Source organism: Ruegeria spongiae (assembly GCF_023502395.1).
GTDB classification, from domain to species: domain Bacteria; phylum Pseudomonadota; class Alphaproteobacteria; order Rhodobacterales; family Rhodobacteraceae; genus Ruegeria_C; species Ruegeria_C spongiae.
Map to the genome: position 1 here is coordinate 227,295 of NZ_JAMFMB010000002.1, position 16,387 is coordinate 243,681.

16 protein-coding genes are annotated in these 16,387 nt (G+C 61.5%); 12 read left to right on the forward strand and 4 right to left on the reverse strand.

Going from position 1 to position 16,387, the window contains the following annotated elements:
- Positions 1-77: 77 nt before the first annotated feature.
- The 11 genes from M3P21_RS02980 (at position 78) to M3P21_RS03030 (ending at position 10,825) form a co-directional block, all read left to right on the forward strand.
- Complete coding sequence (locus M3P21_RS02980) at positions 78-1,115, forward strand: LacI family DNA-binding transcriptional regulator (RefSeq protein WP_249706667.1); 1,038 nt, start codon at positions 78-80, stop codon at positions 1,113-1,115.
- 105 nt (positions 1,116-1,220) lie between these two features.
- On the forward strand, positions 1,221-2,309 hold the full coding sequence (locus M3P21_RS02985; RefSeq protein ID WP_249706668.1) for an ABC transporter ATP-binding protein: 1,089 nt from the start codon (positions 1,221-1,223) through the stop codon (positions 2,307-2,309).
- 30 nt (positions 2,310-2,339) lie between these two features.
- The gene (locus M3P21_RS02990) at positions 2,340-3,668 is read left to right on the forward strand and encodes an extracellular solute-binding protein (RefSeq protein ID WP_249706670.1); all 1,329 of its coding nucleotides are present in this window, start codon (positions 2,340-2,342) and stop codon (positions 3,666-3,668) included.
- A 67-nt stretch (positions 3,669-3,735) separates the two neighbouring features.
- Positions 3,736-4,647, forward strand: coding sequence for a carbohydrate ABC transporter permease (locus tag M3P21_RS02995; RefSeq protein WP_249706671.1), 912 nt, complete (start codon positions 3,736-3,738; stop codon positions 4,645-4,647).
- Positions 4,647-5,582, forward strand: a complete 936-nt coding sequence (locus M3P21_RS03000; RefSeq protein WP_249706672.1) for a carbohydrate ABC transporter permease — start codon at positions 4,647-4,649, stop codon at positions 5,580-5,582. The genes M3P21_RS02995 and M3P21_RS03000 overlap by 1 nt, the downstream gene beginning before the upstream one ends.
- Positions 5,582-6,316: a cytochrome b561 domain-containing protein gene (locus tag M3P21_RS03005; RefSeq protein WP_249706673.1), complete on the forward strand. Its 735-nt coding sequence runs from the start codon at positions 5,582-5,584 to the stop codon at positions 6,314-6,316. The genes M3P21_RS03000 and M3P21_RS03005 overlap by 1 nt, the downstream gene beginning before the upstream one ends.
- On the forward strand, positions 6,304-7,230 hold the full coding sequence (locus tag M3P21_RS03010) for an SMP-30/gluconolactonase/LRE family protein (protein ID WP_249706674.1): 927 nt from the start codon (positions 6,304-6,306) through the stop codon (positions 7,228-7,230). The genes M3P21_RS03005 and M3P21_RS03010 overlap by 13 nt, the downstream gene beginning before the upstream one ends.
- 35 nt (positions 7,231-7,265) lie before the next feature.
- Positions 7,266-7,676 (forward strand): GlcG/HbpS family heme-binding protein, encoded by a 411-nt coding sequence (locus tag M3P21_RS03015; protein ID WP_249706675.1) that lies wholly within the window; start codon positions 7,266-7,268, stop codon positions 7,674-7,676.
- 104 nt (positions 7,677-7,780) lie between these two features.
- Complete coding sequence (locus M3P21_RS03020; RefSeq protein ID WP_249706676.1) at positions 7,781-9,334, forward strand: trimethylamine methyltransferase family protein; 1,554 nt, start codon at positions 7,781-7,783, stop codon at positions 9,332-9,334.
- A 28-nt stretch (positions 9,335-9,362) separates the two neighbouring features.
- Positions 9,363-10,094, forward strand: a complete 732-nt coding sequence (locus M3P21_RS03025) for an SDR family NAD(P)-dependent oxidoreductase (RefSeq protein WP_249706677.1) — start codon at positions 9,363-9,365, stop codon at positions 10,092-10,094.
- Entirely contained in the window at positions 10,091-10,825 is a 735-nt protein-coding gene (locus M3P21_RS03030; protein ID WP_249706678.1) for an SDR family NAD(P)-dependent oxidoreductase, read from the forward strand. Before M3P21_RS03025 ends, M3P21_RS03030 begins: the two co-directional genes overlap by 4 nt.
- 7 nt (positions 10,826-10,832) lie before the next feature.
- Here M3P21_RS03030 and M3P21_RS03035 read toward each other — a convergent pair whose 3' ends face one another.
- The 4 genes from M3P21_RS03035 to M3P21_RS03050 are packed head-to-tail and all read right to left on the reverse strand — an operon-like array spanning position 10,833 to position 15,299.
- A complete protein-coding gene (locus M3P21_RS03035; RefSeq protein WP_249706680.1) occupies positions 10,833-12,173 on the reverse strand; it encodes an NAD(P)/FAD-dependent oxidoreductase in 1,341 nt (446 codons plus the stop codon).
- Positions 12,170-13,660, reverse strand: coding sequence for an aldehyde dehydrogenase (locus tag M3P21_RS03040; protein WP_249706682.1), 1,491 nt, complete (start codon positions 13,658-13,660; stop codon positions 12,170-12,172). Before M3P21_RS03040 ends, M3P21_RS03035 begins: the two co-directional genes overlap by 4 nt.
- A gap of 3 nt (positions 13,661-13,663) precedes the next feature.
- The gene (locus M3P21_RS03045) at positions 13,664-14,581 is read right to left on the reverse strand and encodes a dihydrodipicolinate synthase family protein (RefSeq protein WP_249706684.1); all 918 of its coding nucleotides are present in this window, start codon (positions 14,579-14,581) and stop codon (positions 13,664-13,666) included.
- A 7-nt stretch (positions 14,582-14,588) separates the two neighbouring features.
- Complete coding sequence (locus M3P21_RS03050) at positions 14,589-15,299, reverse strand: GntR family transcriptional regulator (RefSeq protein ID WP_249706685.1); 711 nt, start codon at positions 15,297-15,299, stop codon at positions 14,589-14,591.
- Positions 15,300-15,390: 91 nt separating this feature from the next.
- Here M3P21_RS03050 and M3P21_RS03055 point away from each other — a divergent pair, with 91 nt between their 5' ends.
- Complete coding sequence (locus M3P21_RS03055) at positions 15,391-16,341, forward strand: GlxA family transcriptional regulator (protein ID WP_249706686.1); 951 nt, start codon at positions 15,391-15,393, stop codon at positions 16,339-16,341.
- Positions 16,342-16,387: the final 46 nt, after the last annotated feature.

Below are 16,387 nucleotides of genomic sequence, written 5' to 3' on the forward strand. Positions count from 1 at the left end.
GCGCCTGTGGCGGTGCCCCTTGATCCTCGGCAGGTGCTGCCGCATTCTGTGACCGATAACAAACAAGCGGTTCGCCGGTGTCACAGTCACAGAAAACGCACTCTCCGGTCACCATGCGCGACGTGGCGCGCGCCGCTGGCGTATCGCGCATGACGGTCTCGCGCGCGCTTAAGGAAAACAGCCCGATCTCGAAGGAAACGCGCGAGCGTATTCTGCAGATTGTGCGCGATATGAACTATGTGCCCGACCAGATGGCGGGCAGCCTGACCACCAAACGCTCGGGATTTGTGGCGGTTCTGGTGCCGTCTCTGAACAACCTGCACTTTGCCGAGACCGTCCAGGCCCTGACCGAAGAGCTTGAAGGGATCGGCCAGCAGATATTGCTGGGCTATACCGATTACTCCGCCGAACGCGAAGAAACGCTGGTTGAAACCATGCTCAGGCGCAGACCCGAAGCCATCGTGCTGTCTTATGACGGCCATTCGGACCGCACCGTTCAATTGCTGAGCGATGCCAATGTCCCGGTGATCGAATTGTGGGAACGCCCGGAGGACCCGATTGGCCACACGATCGGCTTTTCCAACCGCGCCGCCGCCGCCGAGATGACCCAAGCCCTGATCCAGCGCGGATATCGCAATATCGCCTTTCTTGGCGAGGCCGATGATGACTGGACCCGGGGTGCCGCGCGTCGAAAAGGGTTTATTGACGCAATGACAAAGGCAGACCTGTCCGCGCATCGCATCCTGAAGTTTGGCAAGCCGCCGCTCTCGATCGAGGATGGGGCGGCAGCCATGCCCGAATTGCTGGCGCGCTTCCCGGATGTCGATTGCATCTTCTGCGTTTCCGACGCCCCGGCCTTCGGGGCGCTTTCGGCCTTGCCCGCAATGGGCAGGTCTGTGCCTGACGGGATCGGCATCGCCGGCTTCGGGAATTTCGAAGTCTCGCGTTTCGCCTCCCCCGCCATCACCACCGTGATGGTCGATCCAAAAGGCATCGGTCGGGCCAGTGGCCAGTTGATCGCCGAGTTGCTGGGCACGCAGCCAGAAGGCGCAGTGATTCCCCAACATATCAAGATCGAGGCCCGACCGATCTTTCGCGGCACCACCCGGGATTAGTGATCCTCTAGTTTTCAACAGCTTACGGAGGGGTGCGATTTTCCTTTGTGTTACCGGTCACAATTGCTAATGTGACCGGTAACACATCGGAGAATCTGCACAGCCATGCCAACCATCCACCTTGAGAATCTGATCAAGCGCTATGGCGATGTTGAGGTCCTGCACGGGATCGAGCTTGAGATGGCGGACAACGAATTCACGGTTCTGGTCGGCCCCTCGGGCTGCGGAAAATCCACCACATTGCGGATGATCGCCGGGCTTGAGGATGTGACCGAAGGCGAGATCTATATCGGGGGAAAGCCGGTCAGCCGTCTGGAACCCAAGGACCGCGATCTTGCCATGGTGTTTCAGGACTACGCGCTTTACCCGCATATGAACGTGGCGCGGAACATGTCCTTTGCCCTGCGCCTGCAAAAGCGCCCTCAGGCTGAGATCGACCAGAAGGTCAAAGCGGTCGCGGCAACGCTGGGGCTGACCGATTATCTGGCACGCAAGCCCGGCGAATTGTCGGGCGGGCAACGCCAACGGGTTGCAATGGGGCGGGCGCTGACCCGTGATGCCGGAACATTCCTGTTCGACGAGCCGCTGTCAAATCTGGACGCCAAACTGCGCGGGCAGATGCGAGCCGAACTGGCGCTGATGAGCCAGCGGGTTCAGAAGAACATGATCTACGTCACCCATGACCAGATCGAGGCGATGACGCTGGCGGACCGGATCGTTGTGATGCATGGCGGCTATATCCAGCAGCAGGGCACCCCGGAAGAGTTGTTCAAACGCCCGGTGAACAAGTTCGTCGCGGGTTTCCTCGGCATGCCGCCGATGAACTTTCTGGACGGAGAGATTGTCGAGCGCAACGCGGGCGTCTTTGTCAGCGGCGATGGTTTCGATCTGCGGTTGGGGGACGAAAAGGCTGCGGTCGCAAAAGCCCATTCCAATAAAGAGGTCATTCTGGGCGTACGCCCGTCTGATCTGGTTTTTGACGCGGATGCGTCCGAACAGGAGTCATTGACGCTGGATGTCATGGTCTCGGAATATGTCGGCGCTCAATCGGTCCTGCTGTGCAGATGCGGACCGGCCAAGGTGATGGTCGAGGTGAATTCGGAAACGCCCGTCGCACTGGGGCAGAGGCTGACATTTGCGGTCAATCCAAACGGGATGCACCTGTTCGACCGCCAAGACGAGGTTGCGATCTAGCGGCCCGATTTCATGCAAAGGGAGGAACAAATGTCACTATCACTGAAATCCGCCACCGCCGGTCTGGCGCTTGCCGCCTGCTTGGCCGGGCCGTCTCTGGCCAATCCTTATGCGGAGTATGAGGGCACGACCCTGATCGTGAATTTTCCCGCCCATCCACATTATGACGCGGTGATGAAGATCCTGCCGGAATTCACCGCAGAAACCGGTATCGAGGTCGAGGTGGATCAGCTGCCCTATCTCAAGATGCGCGAACGCCAGACGCTTGAGCTGGGTCAGGACGAGGGCGAATATGACCTGATCGCTTATGTTGTGTTCTCCAAGGCGGATTATGTTTTTGCCGATCAACTGGAGAACCTGGCGAAATACTTCATGAACCCCAAGCTGTCCGACCCCGGATATGACGCGGGCGACCTGATCGACGGCTATGTCTACAACATCGGCTTTGCGGGGGGTGACAAAGGGTATCTGCAAGGAGCGACCGGTTCGCTCTTTGGCATTCCCTATGGCTCGGAAACCTCTGTGCTGGGTTACCGCAAGGACATCTTCGACAAGCATGGGCTGAAAGTGCCCGAAACCTATGACGAACTGCTCGAGATCGCCTGCCAGATCCCCGAGCTGGAACCGGGCATGGGCGGGCTCTCGTCGCGGGCGGCCTCTGGGCATCACGCGGCCCATGCCTTCCTGCTGCATCTTAATCCGATGGGCGGGGCGATCTTTGACGATCAGTGGAACCCGGTGGTGAACAACGAAGCCGGTGTGAAGGCGGCCGAAGCGCTCAAGACCATCGTGGATTGCGGCCCCGAAGGTGCCACCAACTTTGGCTTTGGCGAGGCACTGGGGTCTTTCCTGAACGGTGATACCGCGATGTTCCTGGATACCACTGTTGTGGCCGGGCAGATCGACGATCCGTCCAAAAGCCAGGTGGTCGGCAAGGTCGGCTGGGCGCTGCATCCAATGGGCACCGAACGGGCCAGCCAGACTGGTGGGTTCGGCATCGGTATTCCGGCCAATGCCGAAAACAAAGAGGCCGCCTTCCTGCTGATGCAATGGCTGACCTCCAGGAAAGGTGACAAGCTGGTTGCGATGGCGGGCGGCAACCCGTCACGCTTCTCGACCCACGCCGATGAAGAAGTGAATGCCAAATATCCGCATATGGCGACCTTTGGCGAGGCGCTGAAACATGCCGATCCCGATTGGCGTCCGATCATTCCGGTATGGGGCAAGATCAATGCCGATCTGGGCACAACCCTGTCCAAGGTGCTGACCGAAGACCTGGATATCCAGGAGGCGCTGGACGGCGTGGCCGAGCGCACCAAGGGCGTGATGACCGAGGCCGGGTACTACACCTGGAACTGACCCACACGGGCAGGGCCGGGGCCTGTGCGCCCCGGTCCGAGACAAGCATTTCCAAAGGACCCCTCCCATGCGACGCGCCGTGGCCAACCGTCTGACGCCTTACATGTTCATGGCCCCTGCGGTCGTCATCATGGTGATCGCCCTGCTCTACCCGTTGGGCTACATGGTCTGGGGCAGTTTCCGCGACTGGGACCCCAGCCAGACCATTGGCGAGGCCGAGTTCGTGGGGCTCAAGAACTACGTCACCCTGTGGCATGACCCCAATTTCCGCGAGAGCCTTGGCGTTACCCTCAGCTTTGCCTTCTTTGTCGTTACCTTCGAGATGTTCATTGGCGTGGGGCTGGCCCTGCTGCTGGACCGCAACATTCGCGGCATGTCGGTGCTGCGGACCCTGTTCATCCTGCCGATGATGATCGCGCCGGTCGTGGTCGGGCTGATGTGGCGCTACATGTATCACCCGACGGTAGGCACGTTTAACCGGGTCTTCGAGGCGATCGGCCTGCCCAAAGTGGACTGGCTGGGAACAAACGCGCTGATGTCGGTGATCATTGCCGATATCTGGCAATGGACCCCGTTCATCTTCATCCTGTCACTGGCCGCCCTGCAATCGCTGCCGCGTTCGGCGTTGGAGGCCGCGCGTATCGATGGCGCAACCGGCTGGCAGCAGATCATCCATATCAAGCTGCCGCTGATGATGCCGGTGCTGATCGTGACCGGGCTCTTGCGGCTGATCGACGCCTTCAAGGTGCTCGAGGTCATTCTGGTCATGACCGAGGGCGGTCCGGGTCTGAGTACCGAGATCCTCGCCCTGCGCATCTCACGTACCGCGACCGAGTTCCGAGAATTGGGCGTCGCGGCGGCGATGTCCAACTACCTGCTGATCCTGTTGCTGTTCTTCACCGTGTCGATGTTCGCCTTCACGCGCTGGCAGGAAATGCGCGCCAACCGCCTGCGCACCGCCGTGGAGGAGGATGAATAATGTCCACTGGATACGAAAAACAGCCCACGGCCTTCTATGCCCTGATCGCCGCGCTGGTGGTGATGTCGGTGGGGCCGGTCCTGCTGATGTTCATCAATTCCTTCAAGCTGGACGTGGACATCATCTCGGGCACGTCAGGCCTGATCTTTCTGCCGACGATCCAGAACTACGAGACCGCGCTCTGTGACGTGCTCTGGTACAAGCCAGATCATGTGGATCACTGTTCGCTGAAATTCGGCAACGCCTTCATCAATTCGCTGATCATCGCGCTGGTGTCGACCGTGCTGACGCTGGTGATCGGTTGCATGGCGGCTTATGCGCTGGTGCGGTTCCGGTTCATGGGGCGCGATACGGTCTCACTCTCCACGCTGATGGTGCGCATGGTGCCACCCGCCGTGCTGCTGGTCCCGGTCTTCGGGCTCTGGAACAACGAGTTCTGCATTGGCAAGACGACCTATGTCGGCGCGCTGATCCGCGAGACCTTTGGCGGCAGGGGGGATGTCTGCCTTGCGGGCACCCATTCGGGCATCATACTGGTCTATGTCGCCATGAATCTGCCTTTTGTGATCTGGATCCTCCAGAGCTTCATCCTGCAGGTTCCGCGCTCGCTGGAAGAAGCGGCGCGCGTGGATGGGGCGGGGCCGTTTCAGGTGTTCTTCAAGGTGGTGCTGCCGCTGATCAAGCCCGGCCTTGCGGCGGCCGCGATCTTTACCTTCCGCATTGCCTGGAACGAGTATCTGCTCGCCTCGGCACTGTCGGACCGCAATACCAAGACCGTGCCCATTCTGATCGTGAACAACATGTCCGAGTTCAACGTCGAGTGGGGGGTGATCATGGCGACGGGCATGCTGCTGGCGATCCCTCCGATCATCTTCACGCTGTTTGCGTCGCGACAGATCATCACCGGCATGACCGCAGGGGCAGTGAAGGGCTGATGTGGGACTGGCTGACCTCTCCCATTGATCCGGGGCGCGCGCATGAGGTGGGTTTTGCCATCTCTTGGCACGCGCGCTGCATGGTTCTGGGCTGGGGCGTGTTGGCACCGCTGGCGGTGATAGCGGCGCGGTTCTTCAAGGTCTTGCCGGGTCAGGACTGGCCAAAAGAGTTGGACAATCAGCGCTGGTGGCGCGCGCATTGGATTGGGCAGGCCCTGGTGGTGGGCCTGTCGATCTTTGGCCTGGCCCTCGTCCTGCCAAGTCGCGGGGACGCGATGAGCCTGCACAACTGGCTGGGGTATCTGGTCCTGGTCACGATGGTGGTGCAGGTCCTGCTGGGTGTCTTTCGCGGCACTAAGGGCGGCCCCACAGCCCCGGCAGCAGATGGCAGTCCGCGCGGCGATCACTATGACATGACCACGCGGCGACAGGCGTTTGAGATCCTGCACAAGCTGATCGGATACGCCTTGCTGCTGCTGGCGATCTTGACCATCGCTCTGGGGCTATGGAAGGCCAACGCCCCGATCTGGATGTGGTTGGTGGTTTTGGTCTGGTGGGCCGGGTTGATCGCCGGGTTCATCCTGCTGCAACGTCGCGGGATGGCCGTTGACACCTATCAGGCAATCTGGGGGAATGACCCGGACCATCCAGGCAACAGACGACATGCGCCGGGATGGGGCATGCGCAGGTTTGACAAGACGACAGGCAAGGGAGACACGAGATGTTCGGAGTGATCGAAGGAACCGGGTTCGAAGTTATTGATCCCCGGTTCGAAGAGTGTTTCATCGGGCATGTAAAGGTCGAACGCCTGTGGACCGGCGCACGCTGGACCGAAGGACCGGTCTGGTTTGCCGCCGGGCGCTACCTGCTATGGTCGGACATCCCCAACAACCGGATCATGCGCTTTGACGAGACCGATGGTTCGGTCTCGGTCTTTCGTGAACCAAGCAACAACAGCAATGGCCACACCGTCGATCGGCAGGGGCGACTGGTGAGTTGCGAACATCTGACCCGCCGCGTCACCCGCACCGAGCTTGACGGCAGCGTCACCGTCATCGCCGACCGGTATCAGGGCAAACGCCTGAATTCACCCAATGATGTGGTGGTGAAATCCGACGGCTCGATCTGGTTCAGCGATCCCAGCTACGGCATCCTGATGGATTATGAGGGCGAGCGGGCGGAAAGCGAGATCGGTGCCTGCCATGTCTACCGCGTCGACCCCACGACCGGCGAGGTTCGGATCGTGGCCGATGATTATGTCAAACCAAACGGGTTGGCCTTTTCACCCGATGAAAGCCTGCTTTACATCGCGGATACCGGCATCACCCACACGCCGGGCGGTCCTGCGCATATCCGCAGACACCAGGTCACGGCGGATGGTGCGCTGAGCGGTGGCAAGGTCATCTCGGATTGCTCCAACGGTGTTTTCGACGGTTTCCGCCTGGACCGTGACGGACGCATCTGGAGCTCTGCCGCAGATGGCGTCCATTGCATGACAGCGGAGGGCGAATTGATCGGCAAAGTGCTGATCCCCGAGATGGTTTCGAATGTCTGCTTCGGTGGGCCGAAACTGAACCGGCTTTTTATCACCGGCACCACCTCGCTCTATTCGGTATTCCTGAACGTGAATGGCGTTTCGCCGGTGTGATGGGTGATTTGCAACCTGCAGAAAGGGAATAACCGATGTTTGTTGAGACCACCCAACGCCTGACGGATGAAGCCATCCTTGCGATGCTGACCAAAGCGGTGGCCAAGGCGACCGAGATCGGCCAGCCGCAATGTATCGTGATCGTTGACGCAAGCGGGGTGACGCTTGGCCAGATCCGCATGAATGGCGCGAAGTATCTGAGCCTGAAAAGCGCCAGCGCAAAGGCGCGCACCGCCGCCTCGATCGGGGCTGAGACCACCGCCATTCCCGAGCATGTCGGATTGCCCATCGCCGCCGCCACCGAAGGTGACGTGACGCGGCTTGGGGGTGGGTTGCCCATCCATATGGACGACCACCTTATCGGTGGGATCGGCGTCGGGTCCGGCAGCCCGGAGCAGGACCTCGCTGTCGCTCGTGCCGCGCTGGATGCGATTGGCGCGCAATGACCTCTGCGATTGCCGCAATGTCGGTTTTCGCAACTGGAATTCGCAAAATCATGTGAACGCGGATCTGATTTGGTCGACACTTCCTGCAATACAGGAGGCCAAAGATGACCGCGCAACCCGCAATTCGTTCCCGCTCTGGCGGCCGTTCGACCCGCCGCGCCCTGCGCGCCGCCCCCGATTGTCGCATGTTGCCGGGGCTGACCAACGCACTGCCGCTTTGCGAGGTGATGGAGGACAGCCAGGTCGAGCGCATCGACGCCGCTTCGATGGATATTCTGGAAAATGTCGGCGTGCAATTCCGCGACCCGATCGCCGTGCAGGACTGGAAACGGGCAGGTGCGAAAGTGGACGGCGAGATGGTCTATCTCGACCGCGGTCTGGTGCGCGAGCTGATCAAGACGATCCCGTCGGATTTCACCTATCACGCGCGCGACCCGCAGAAAAACGTCCGGCTGGGCGGGCGCAACGCGGTGTTTGTGCCGATGACCGGCGCACCCTTCCTGCGCGATCTGGACGACGTGCGCCGCAACCCGATGCTGGATGATTTGGCGATGTTCCACAAGCTCAGCCACATGATGCCCGCGCTGCATTCTTCGGCGCACCACATCGTGGAGCCTTATGATCATCCGATCAGTCAGCGGCATCTGCGCATCACCTATTCGTCGATGAAACACTCGGACAAGATGTTCATGGGCATGACCACCTCGCCGAAAAACGCCGAGGATGTCATGGATATGTGCGCGATCCTGTTTGGCGAGGACTTCCTGGAGGACCATCCCGTCACCACCGGCAATTGCAACGGCAACTCGCCGCTGGTCTGGGACGAAACCATGCTGGGTGCGATGCGGGCCTTCTGCCGCCGCAATCAGCCGGTGCTCTGCTCGCCTTTCGTGCTGGGCGGGGCCAACACGCCCGCCAGCGTACCCGCTACCGTTGCGCAGTTGAACGCCGAGGCGTTGAGCGCGCTGGCCTATACGCAGGTGATCCGCAAGGGCGCGCCAGCGATCTACGGCCATTACCTGTCGACCGTCAGCATGAAGTCCGGCGCACCGATGGCGGGCACGCCCGAGATCAGCCTGATGAATTTCATGATTGGTCAGATGGCGCGGCATTACGGCGTGCCATGGCGCACCTCTAACACGCTGGGTGGGGCCAAGACATTCGACGCACAGGCGGGCTATGAAAGCGCCACAACCCTGTCGTCGGTGATGCATGCGGGGGCGAATTACATCTGGCATTCGGCGGGCTGGAACGAGGCGGGCATGCATTGCTCGGTTGCCAAGTTCATCGTCGATGCGGAACAATGCGCGATGGCCTACCGGATGGCGGAAGGCCCGAAATGGGGGGATTTCGATCAGGCGATCGCCGCTGTGCCCGATATCGGGCCGGGCGGGCATTATCTGGGCCATCCGCATACCCAGGAAAACTTCCAGAGCGCGTTCTTCATGCCCGAGCTCTTCGACAACAACTCGATCGAACAATGGGCCGCCGAGGGAAAGGTCGAGATCACCGAGCGCGCCCTGAAGCGCGCCCGATATTTGCTGGGCGAGTATCAGGAACCGACGCTGGACCCGGCCAAGGACGAGGCCCTGCGCGACTATATCGCGCGGCGCGAGCGCGAGATTCCGGCGGCGGACGAGTTGAACCAGAGCTTCTGAATCATGTTTCTGACTGGATGATGCAAGTTTGGATTTGAACGGCAAAACCGCTTTGGTCACAGGTGCAGCAGGCGGGATCGGCATCGCGATCGTCGAACGCATTGGGCACGCAGGCGCGCGCGTCGCCGTTGCCGACCGCGTGATGGACGGGATCGCGGCCGATGCCCATTTGCCGGGCGATCTGCTGGACCCGACCTATGCCGATGGGTTGGCCGAGGCCGCCGCCCGCCAATTAGGTGGGCTGGACATCGTGATCAACAATGCAGGCGCTATCACGCGCGGCCCGGTCGCGGAAACGACCGACGCCGATTGGTCGCTATCGCTTGGCGTGAGTGTCGAAGCGCCGTTTCGCATCTGCCGCGCCGCGATCCCGCTCATGGCCTCCGGGGGCGGCGGGGCCATTGTCAACACGGCCTCTTGTTGGGGGCTCAGACCCGGACCCAATCATGCGCTTTATTGTATGACGAAAGCGGCCCTTGCTTCGCTCACGCAATGTATGGGCATGGACTATGCCCATCAGGGCATCCGCATCAATGCGGTTTGCCCGAACGAGGTCGACACACCGATGCTGCGCTCCGGTTTCGCCAAGCGCGGGTTCGATCCCAACAAGGCGGTTGAGGAGCTTGCGGAAACCGTCCCGCTGGGGCGCAGTGCCGGACCCGGTGACATCGCTGATGTGATCCTGTTCCTGGCCTCCGATGCCGCGCGCTATATCTGCGGCGCTTTGGTAGAGGTCAATGGCGGGAAACCGGTGTCATGAGCCGTTTCAAAGGTCAGGTTGCCTTGATCACCGGTGGGCGCAGCGGCATCGGACGGGCCATCGCAGAGCGGTTGCATCAGGACGGCGCCCGGGTTTTCACCGCGCAGCGAGGGCAGGACGACTTGTTCGAGGGCATCGAGGCGGATTTGAGTGATCCCGTTTGCCCTGCAGAGATCGTCACTGAGGTTGCCGCGCGGGGCGGGCGGCTGGATATCCTGATCAACAACGCGGGTGTCATGCAGGAAGCCTCGGTCGAAGACATGAGTCTTGATGACTGGCACCGCACGCTGGCGGTCAATCTGACTGCGCCGTTCCTGATGATCAAAGCGGCGTTGCCTCATCTGCGGCACGACAAAGGAAACATCGTCAATATCGGATCCATCGAAGGTCTGGGCAGCAATTCGGGCCATACCGCCTATGGCGCGTCCAAGGCAGGTCTGCATGGGCTGACGCGTGCGGTGGCGGTGGATCACGGCGGCGACGGCATCAGATGCAACGCGGTCGCGCCGGGCTGGATCGATACGGAATTGAACACGGAGTTCATCGTCTCCATGCCGGACCCCCAGGCGTTTGCACGCCAGATCCGGCATATTCATCCGGTTGCGCGCACGGGCGAGCCCGCAGATGTGGCGGCTCTGGTCGCGTTCCTGGCCTCTGCCGAGGCGAGCTTTATCACCGGTCAGGTCTATACGGTCGACGGCGGGCGTATGGCAAAGCTCAGCCTGCCCTGATCGGTTATTATTCGTCCCGGGCGAGCCATTCTTTCCAGCGCAGAACCAGATTGGCCCCGATCTCGCGCAAAGGCTGTGGTGGCAGCCGCTTTGGCGCGGGTTCAGCGGTGAAATGGCGCGTGATGTCAGAGCTGTGACCGCAGGCAAGTTCAGCCGCACAGATCCCGGTGAGGGTGCCGCGCGCGGTGCCCAAGCCGTTCTGCACACATCCGGAATAGACCCCGTCCTCGATCTCTCGCGCAACGGACACGCCGTTGAAGCTGAGGCACAAATGTCCGGCCCAGGCATATTCCATGGCCATCCCGGCAAGCTGTGGAAATCGTTGATCGAACTTGCGCTGCATGACTGATGCGGCCCGTTTCAGGTCGGCCTGTTTCGACACCATGCCGGGACGCAGGCTGGCGCAGGTGCGGGTGATGATGCGATTGCCGCCCTGGCCGGTATCAATGCGCCGCATTGTTGTGCCCATCGGGTCGGATGGCGTGATGCCCCAGCGCGGCTGTCCCCCCAGCGCACGAAGGGCGTCGGCAGGTAATTCGGGCGTCATAACGGCAAACAGAAAAAGCTGCATCAACTGGCCTCGTGCGATGCCAAAGCTCTCCAGATGTCCATTCACGGTCACGATCACCCGATCGGTGGATACAGCGCCTTTCCCGGTCTGCACCAGCCATCCGCCGCTTTGCTGTTCGAACCCGGTGACCGCACTGTTCTCAAAGATACCGACGCCTTTGTCCGCCAACCCGGCCCCCAGTCCCCGGATATACCCGGCCGGTTGCAACATCACCGTGCCGGGCGTGTAGAGGCCCGCCGCATAATGCGCGCTGCCGGTCAGCTCTTGCATCTGTTGTGCGTCCAGCGTCTCGACCTGCTCGCCGAGGGATCTGAGGTGGCTGGCATAGCTTTGGGTATGGGCGATGGCCGCATCCCCGACCGCACCGTTCACCTTGCCGATCGCGTCAAAGAAGTTCGGGTCGATGTCATATTCGGCCACCGCCTTACGGCCAAACCCGATCGCCTGACGGTTCAGCGCGATGATCTTCCGGTCATCCCCGGTCCCGGCGTAATCGTCCGAGGTCAGGTCATGCGGCAGATCGATCATAAAGCCGGAATTGCGCCCGGCGGCCCCTTCGGCAAGCCGCCCGGCCTCCAGCACCGCGATCCGCGCACCGGGCTGCAACTGGGTCAGTCTGCGCGCGGCAGACAGCCCGGCAAAGCCGCCGCCGATGATCACGAAATCCGCGCTCTGATCGCCGGTCAGTTGGCGTGGCTCAGGCTGCGACCCAAGGATCGCATTCCAGGCCGCCTTTCCACGATGAACAGGCAGCCGCGCGGCGCGGTACCCTGTCAATCGACCGCCTCGTCTGCGTCATCGGCAAGGTCGATCCAGATCGTCTTGAGCTGGGTGTACTGATCATGCGCGTGGATCCCATTGTCGCGCCCGCCAAAGCCTGATTGCTTGTAGCCCCCGAACGGGGTCGAGATATCACCCTCGCCAAAGCAGTTCACCGTCCCGGCCTGCAACGCCCGCGCGCCCCGGATCGCGCGCTTTGCATTGGCGGTGAAGATCGACGCGCAGAGCCCGTAATCGGTGTCGTTTGCGATGGCGATGGCCTCGTCAAATCCCGAGACCTCGATCACCGAAAGAACCGGTCCAAAAATCTCTTCGCGGGCCAGGGCCACGTTGTTGCCTGCGAGTTCGATCACTGTGGCCTCGACAAACCCGTCTTCGGCCTTGCCGCCCAGAAGCACGCTCTCAGCTTGTTCCAGATAGCCGCGCACCTTGTCGAAATGCGCCCGCGAGACCAAGGCGCCCATGCGCGTCTCGGGGGCCAGCGGGTCGCCCACGTTCCACTGCTTGGCGTGATGCGCGATGCGCTGCAGCAGCGCGTTCTTGACATCCTTGTGCACGATCAGGCGCGAGGATGCCGAGCAGTTTTCGCCCATGTTCCAGAACGCGCCATTGACCACATGGCTCGCCACCCGGTCGAGGTTTTCGACGTCCTCCAGCACGATGGCCGGGTTCTTGCCGCCCATCTCCAGCACCACTTCCTTGGCATTGCTGTCCGCCGAATAACGCAGGAAACGCTTGCCGGTCACGGTCGAGCCGGTGAAGGACACCATGTCGATATCCATATGCCGCCCGATGGGTTCACCCACTTCAGCCCCGCCGCCCGGCACCACGTTCAGCACGCCGCGCGGCAGACCCGCCTCGGCGGCCAGTTCCGCCACGCGCAAAGCGGTCAGCGATGTTTCCTCGGCCGGTTTCACCACGACCGAGCAACCCGCCGCCAGCGCCGGGGCGATCTTCCAGGCCAGCATCAGCAGCGGAAAGTTCCACGGCAGCACCAGACCGACGACGCCAATCGGCTCGCGCACCACCATGGCGATGTGATCGTCCGATGCGGGGGCGACCTGATCATAGATCTTGTCGATCATCTCGGCATGCCATTTCAGGCAGTGGATGGTCTCGGGCAGGTCGACCGTATCGCAATCATAGATCGTCTTGCCGCTGTCGAGGCTTTCCATCACCGCCAGTTCGCGGGCGTTCCGGGTCATCAGCTTTGCCAGACGGATCAGCACATCCTTGCGCGCGGACGGGTGTTGCCGCGACCAGCGCCCGTCATCAAACGCCTTGCGCGCCTTCAGCACCGCAATATCCACATCTTCCGCCGCACAGGCCGCGATATCGGCCAGCGTCTCGCCGGTGGCAGGGTTGATGGTCTCGAAGGTCCGACCAGAGATAGCGGGGCGATAGCCCCCATCGATGAACGCGCCGTTGGGCAGGGCCAGACCAGCGGCGAGAGCCTTGTATTCTTCCTGTGTCAGCAATTCCATGGCTCAGCCCTCTGCTCGAATGGTGGCGATCGTGGTCTTCAGCACGCGCGTCACCTGTTCCAGCGCGCGTTTGTCGTCCTTGTTCAGACCTTTCAGCGGGGCGCGCATCGCGCCCGCCGGGATGCCGTTCATGGTGACACCATGTTTGATGGTCTGGATGAACTTGCCGCCCTGTTCCAGCACCCGCATCAGCGGCATCAAGGCTGACATGATCCGGCGGCCCTTGTCGAAATCGCCCTCGATCACGCAGGCCTGATAGAGCGCCACATGCTCTTCGGGCAGAAAGTTCGAGCCGCCGCAGACCCAGAACGGCGCGCCCCAGGCAAAGAATTCCAGCGCCTGATCATCCATGCCGCAGCCCAACTGGATATGCGGATAGTCCCGCGCCAGAAGATGCACCCGGTTGATGTCGCCAGAGCTTTCCTTGATCCCGCAGAAATTGCGCGACCGGCCGACGCGGTCCAGAAACGCCGCGCCCATCATCGTGCCGGTGCGGTGCGGGTAGTTATAGAGCATGACCGGCAGATCCGCCGCCTTGTCGATGGCCAGCGCGTTAAGCGCGTTTTCTCGATCGGTCGGCACGGCATAAGGCGGTGAGGCCAGCAAGATGGCGTCGGCCCCCATGTCGCGTGCGGCAGAAGCGAGAGAGATCGAGTCCTCCGTCAGCATAGTCCCGGTGCCAATAACCAGCGGCAGACGGCCTGCGATCCTGTCTTTGGTGAACCGCGCAAGCTCCAGCCGCTCGGGGACGGTCTGGGCATAGTTCTCGCCCGTGGACCCGCCCGAGATCATCCCGTGCACGCCCTTTTCGATCAGAAACTCGATGACGTCGGCAAGCGCCTCCCAATTGACGCTCCGGTCGTCGTGATAGGGGGTGACAACCGGCGTGTAGATGCCTTGGAATTGAAAAAGTGGGGTCATCTGATCCTCATGCGGGGGTCTTGCGCGACAACTCGCCCATGGGCATGTCCAGCGCGGCGGGCATCACAAACAGTTCGATCTGGTTGCGCGACAGGTTCCAGTGATCTTCGGCCAGTTGCGCCGCCGCACCCTCGTCCTGTGCCTCGATTGCGGCGATGATGGCGTCGTGCTGCTGGCACGCCTCGGTCAGGTTCTGCGCCATCTGTTGTGTCTGAGGCCGGTAGAAGGTCATCGAAATCCGGGCGTGGTCGATCAGCAGCCGGTTCAGCGATGGCAGCAGATAGATATTGCCCGCCATTTCGCCGGTGATCTGGTGGAAGTGATTGTTGGCCAAAGCACGATTCTCGGTTGAGCCGGCCCGCAGGGCTTCGCGAAATTCGACCTGCGCCAGCTTCAGCGCCTCGATCTGCTGCGCCGTGGCATTCAGCGCGGCCAGCCGCATCACCGCACCATAGATCATCGGCGCGGCAAGGAAAAAGTCCCTCAGCGTGGTATGCGACAGATCGGACACCCGCGCGCCGCGATTGAGGCGCAAGGTCAGGTACCCTTCGCCTGCCAGTTCCCGAAGCACTTCGCGCAGCGGTGTGCGGGAGACATCGAACGCGTCACATAGCTGCGTCTCGTCCAGATCCGCGCCCGGTTCCAGCGCAAGTGTCAGCACCGAGCGTTTCAAATGCTCCGCGAGCCTGACCTTGCGATCGCCAACACTGTCATTCACCGCTGATTCTCCCATTGCCAAAGACATCGTATCCTGTAAGAATACATATTGTATACAAAATAGCGACCCGCAGGGTCGCAGGACCGACATCATGGCGACGCCGCTTCACTTTTGCTTCATTCTGGTCGAGGAGTTCTCGCATCTCGCGTTCTCCTGCGCGGTGGAGCCATTGCGCATCGCCAATCTGGTCAGTGGCGCGGAGCTGTACCGATGGTCGCTGGTTTCCGAGGATGGCACGGTGGCGACCTGCTCGAACGGGACGGTCACGCAGGTCCATCATGGGCTGTCCGATATCCCGAAATGCGAGCGTCTGTTCGTGCTGTCCGGCATCAATATGCGTGACCATGTGAGCAAGCCGTTGCTTGCGACATTGCGGCGGGAACGCTCGGTTGGCACCCAGATCGGGGCGCTGTGTTCCGGCGCGTGGATCTTGGCCGAGGCCGGGTTCCTCGATGGGCGGCGGGCGGCGATCCATTGGGAATACCACGACAGCTTCATGGAGCATTTCCCCGAGGCCAATCTCGTGCGCAGCGTCTTTGTCGCTGATGGCAAGCACATCACCGCGTCAGGTGGAACGGCGACCGCCGATCTGATGCTGCATCTGATCGAGCAGGACCATGGCCGCGACCTGTCGGTCGAGGTGGCTGATCAGATGGTCTATAATGCCGTGCGCGATGCCAGCGCCGCGCAACGCGTGTCGCTGCAATCGCGCAACGGGATGCGCAACGCGCATCTGTCAAAGGCGATCAAGATCATGCGGGTGCGCACCGACAGGGCTATCTCGCCCTCTGACATTGCCGATGAAATCGGGATATCGACCCGGCAGTTGGAACGGCTGTTCGGCCGCTATCTGAATACCTCGCCCAAGAAATACCACATGGAGCTGCGGCTCGAGCGGGCACGCAACTTGCTGATCCAGTCCGAGGCCTCGATCATCGACATCGCTGTATCCTGCGGGTTCGAATCCGCCGGGCATTTTGCCCGCGTCTATCGCGCGGCCTACGGCCTGCCACCGACCCAGCAGCGCGACCGCATCACATAACGCGTGGTCCCGGATCAGAGATAACCCGACGTTAGGGTAACAGAGC

What these genes read in the sequence shown, in the direction of transcription:
- M3P21_RS03055 (WP_249706686.1), top strand. Translation starts at nt 15,391, where the DNA reads ATGGCGACGCCGCTTCACTTTTGCTTCATTCTGGTCGAGGAGTTCTCG.
- M3P21_RS02995 (WP_249706671.1), top strand. Translation starts at nt 3,736, where the DNA reads ATGCGACGCGCCGTGGCCAACCGTCTGACGCCTTACATGTTCATGGCC.
- M3P21_RS03020 (WP_249706676.1), top strand. Translation starts at nt 7,781, where the DNA reads ATGACCGCGCAACCCGCAATTCGTTCCCGCTCTGGCGGCCGTTCGACC.
- M3P21_RS02990 (WP_249706670.1), top strand. Translation starts at nt 2,340, where the DNA reads ATGTCACTATCACTGAAATCCGCCACCGCCGGTCTGGCGCTTGCCGCC.
- M3P21_RS03015 (WP_249706675.1), top strand. Translation starts at nt 7,266, where the DNA reads ATGTTTGTTGAGACCACCCAACGCCTGACGGATGAAGCCATCCTTGCG.
- M3P21_RS03000 (WP_249706672.1), top strand. Translation starts at nt 4,647, where the DNA reads ATGTCCACTGGATACGAAAAACAGCCCACGGCCTTCTATGCCCTGATC.
- M3P21_RS03005 (WP_249706673.1), top strand. Translation starts at nt 5,582, where the DNA reads ATGTGGGACTGGCTGACCTCTCCCATTGATCCGGGGCGCGCGCATGAG.
- M3P21_RS03040 (WP_249706682.1), bottom strand. Translation starts at nt 13,660, where the DNA reads ATGGAATTGCTGACACAGGAAGAATACAAGGCTCTCGCCGCTGGTCTG.
- M3P21_RS03045 (WP_249706684.1), bottom strand. Translation starts at nt 14,581, where the DNA reads ATGACCCCACTTTTTCAATTCCAAGGCATCTACACGCCGGTTGTCACC.
- M3P21_RS03010 (WP_249706674.1), top strand. Translation starts at nt 6,304, where the DNA reads ATGTTCGGAGTGATCGAAGGAACCGGGTTCGAAGTTATTGATCCCCGG.
- M3P21_RS03030 (WP_249706678.1), top strand. Translation starts at nt 10,091, where the DNA reads ATGAGCCGTTTCAAAGGTCAGGTTGCCTTGATCACCGGTGGGCGCAGC.
- M3P21_RS02985 (WP_249706668.1), top strand. Translation starts at nt 1,221, where the DNA reads ATGCCAACCATCCACCTTGAGAATCTGATCAAGCGCTATGGCGATGTT.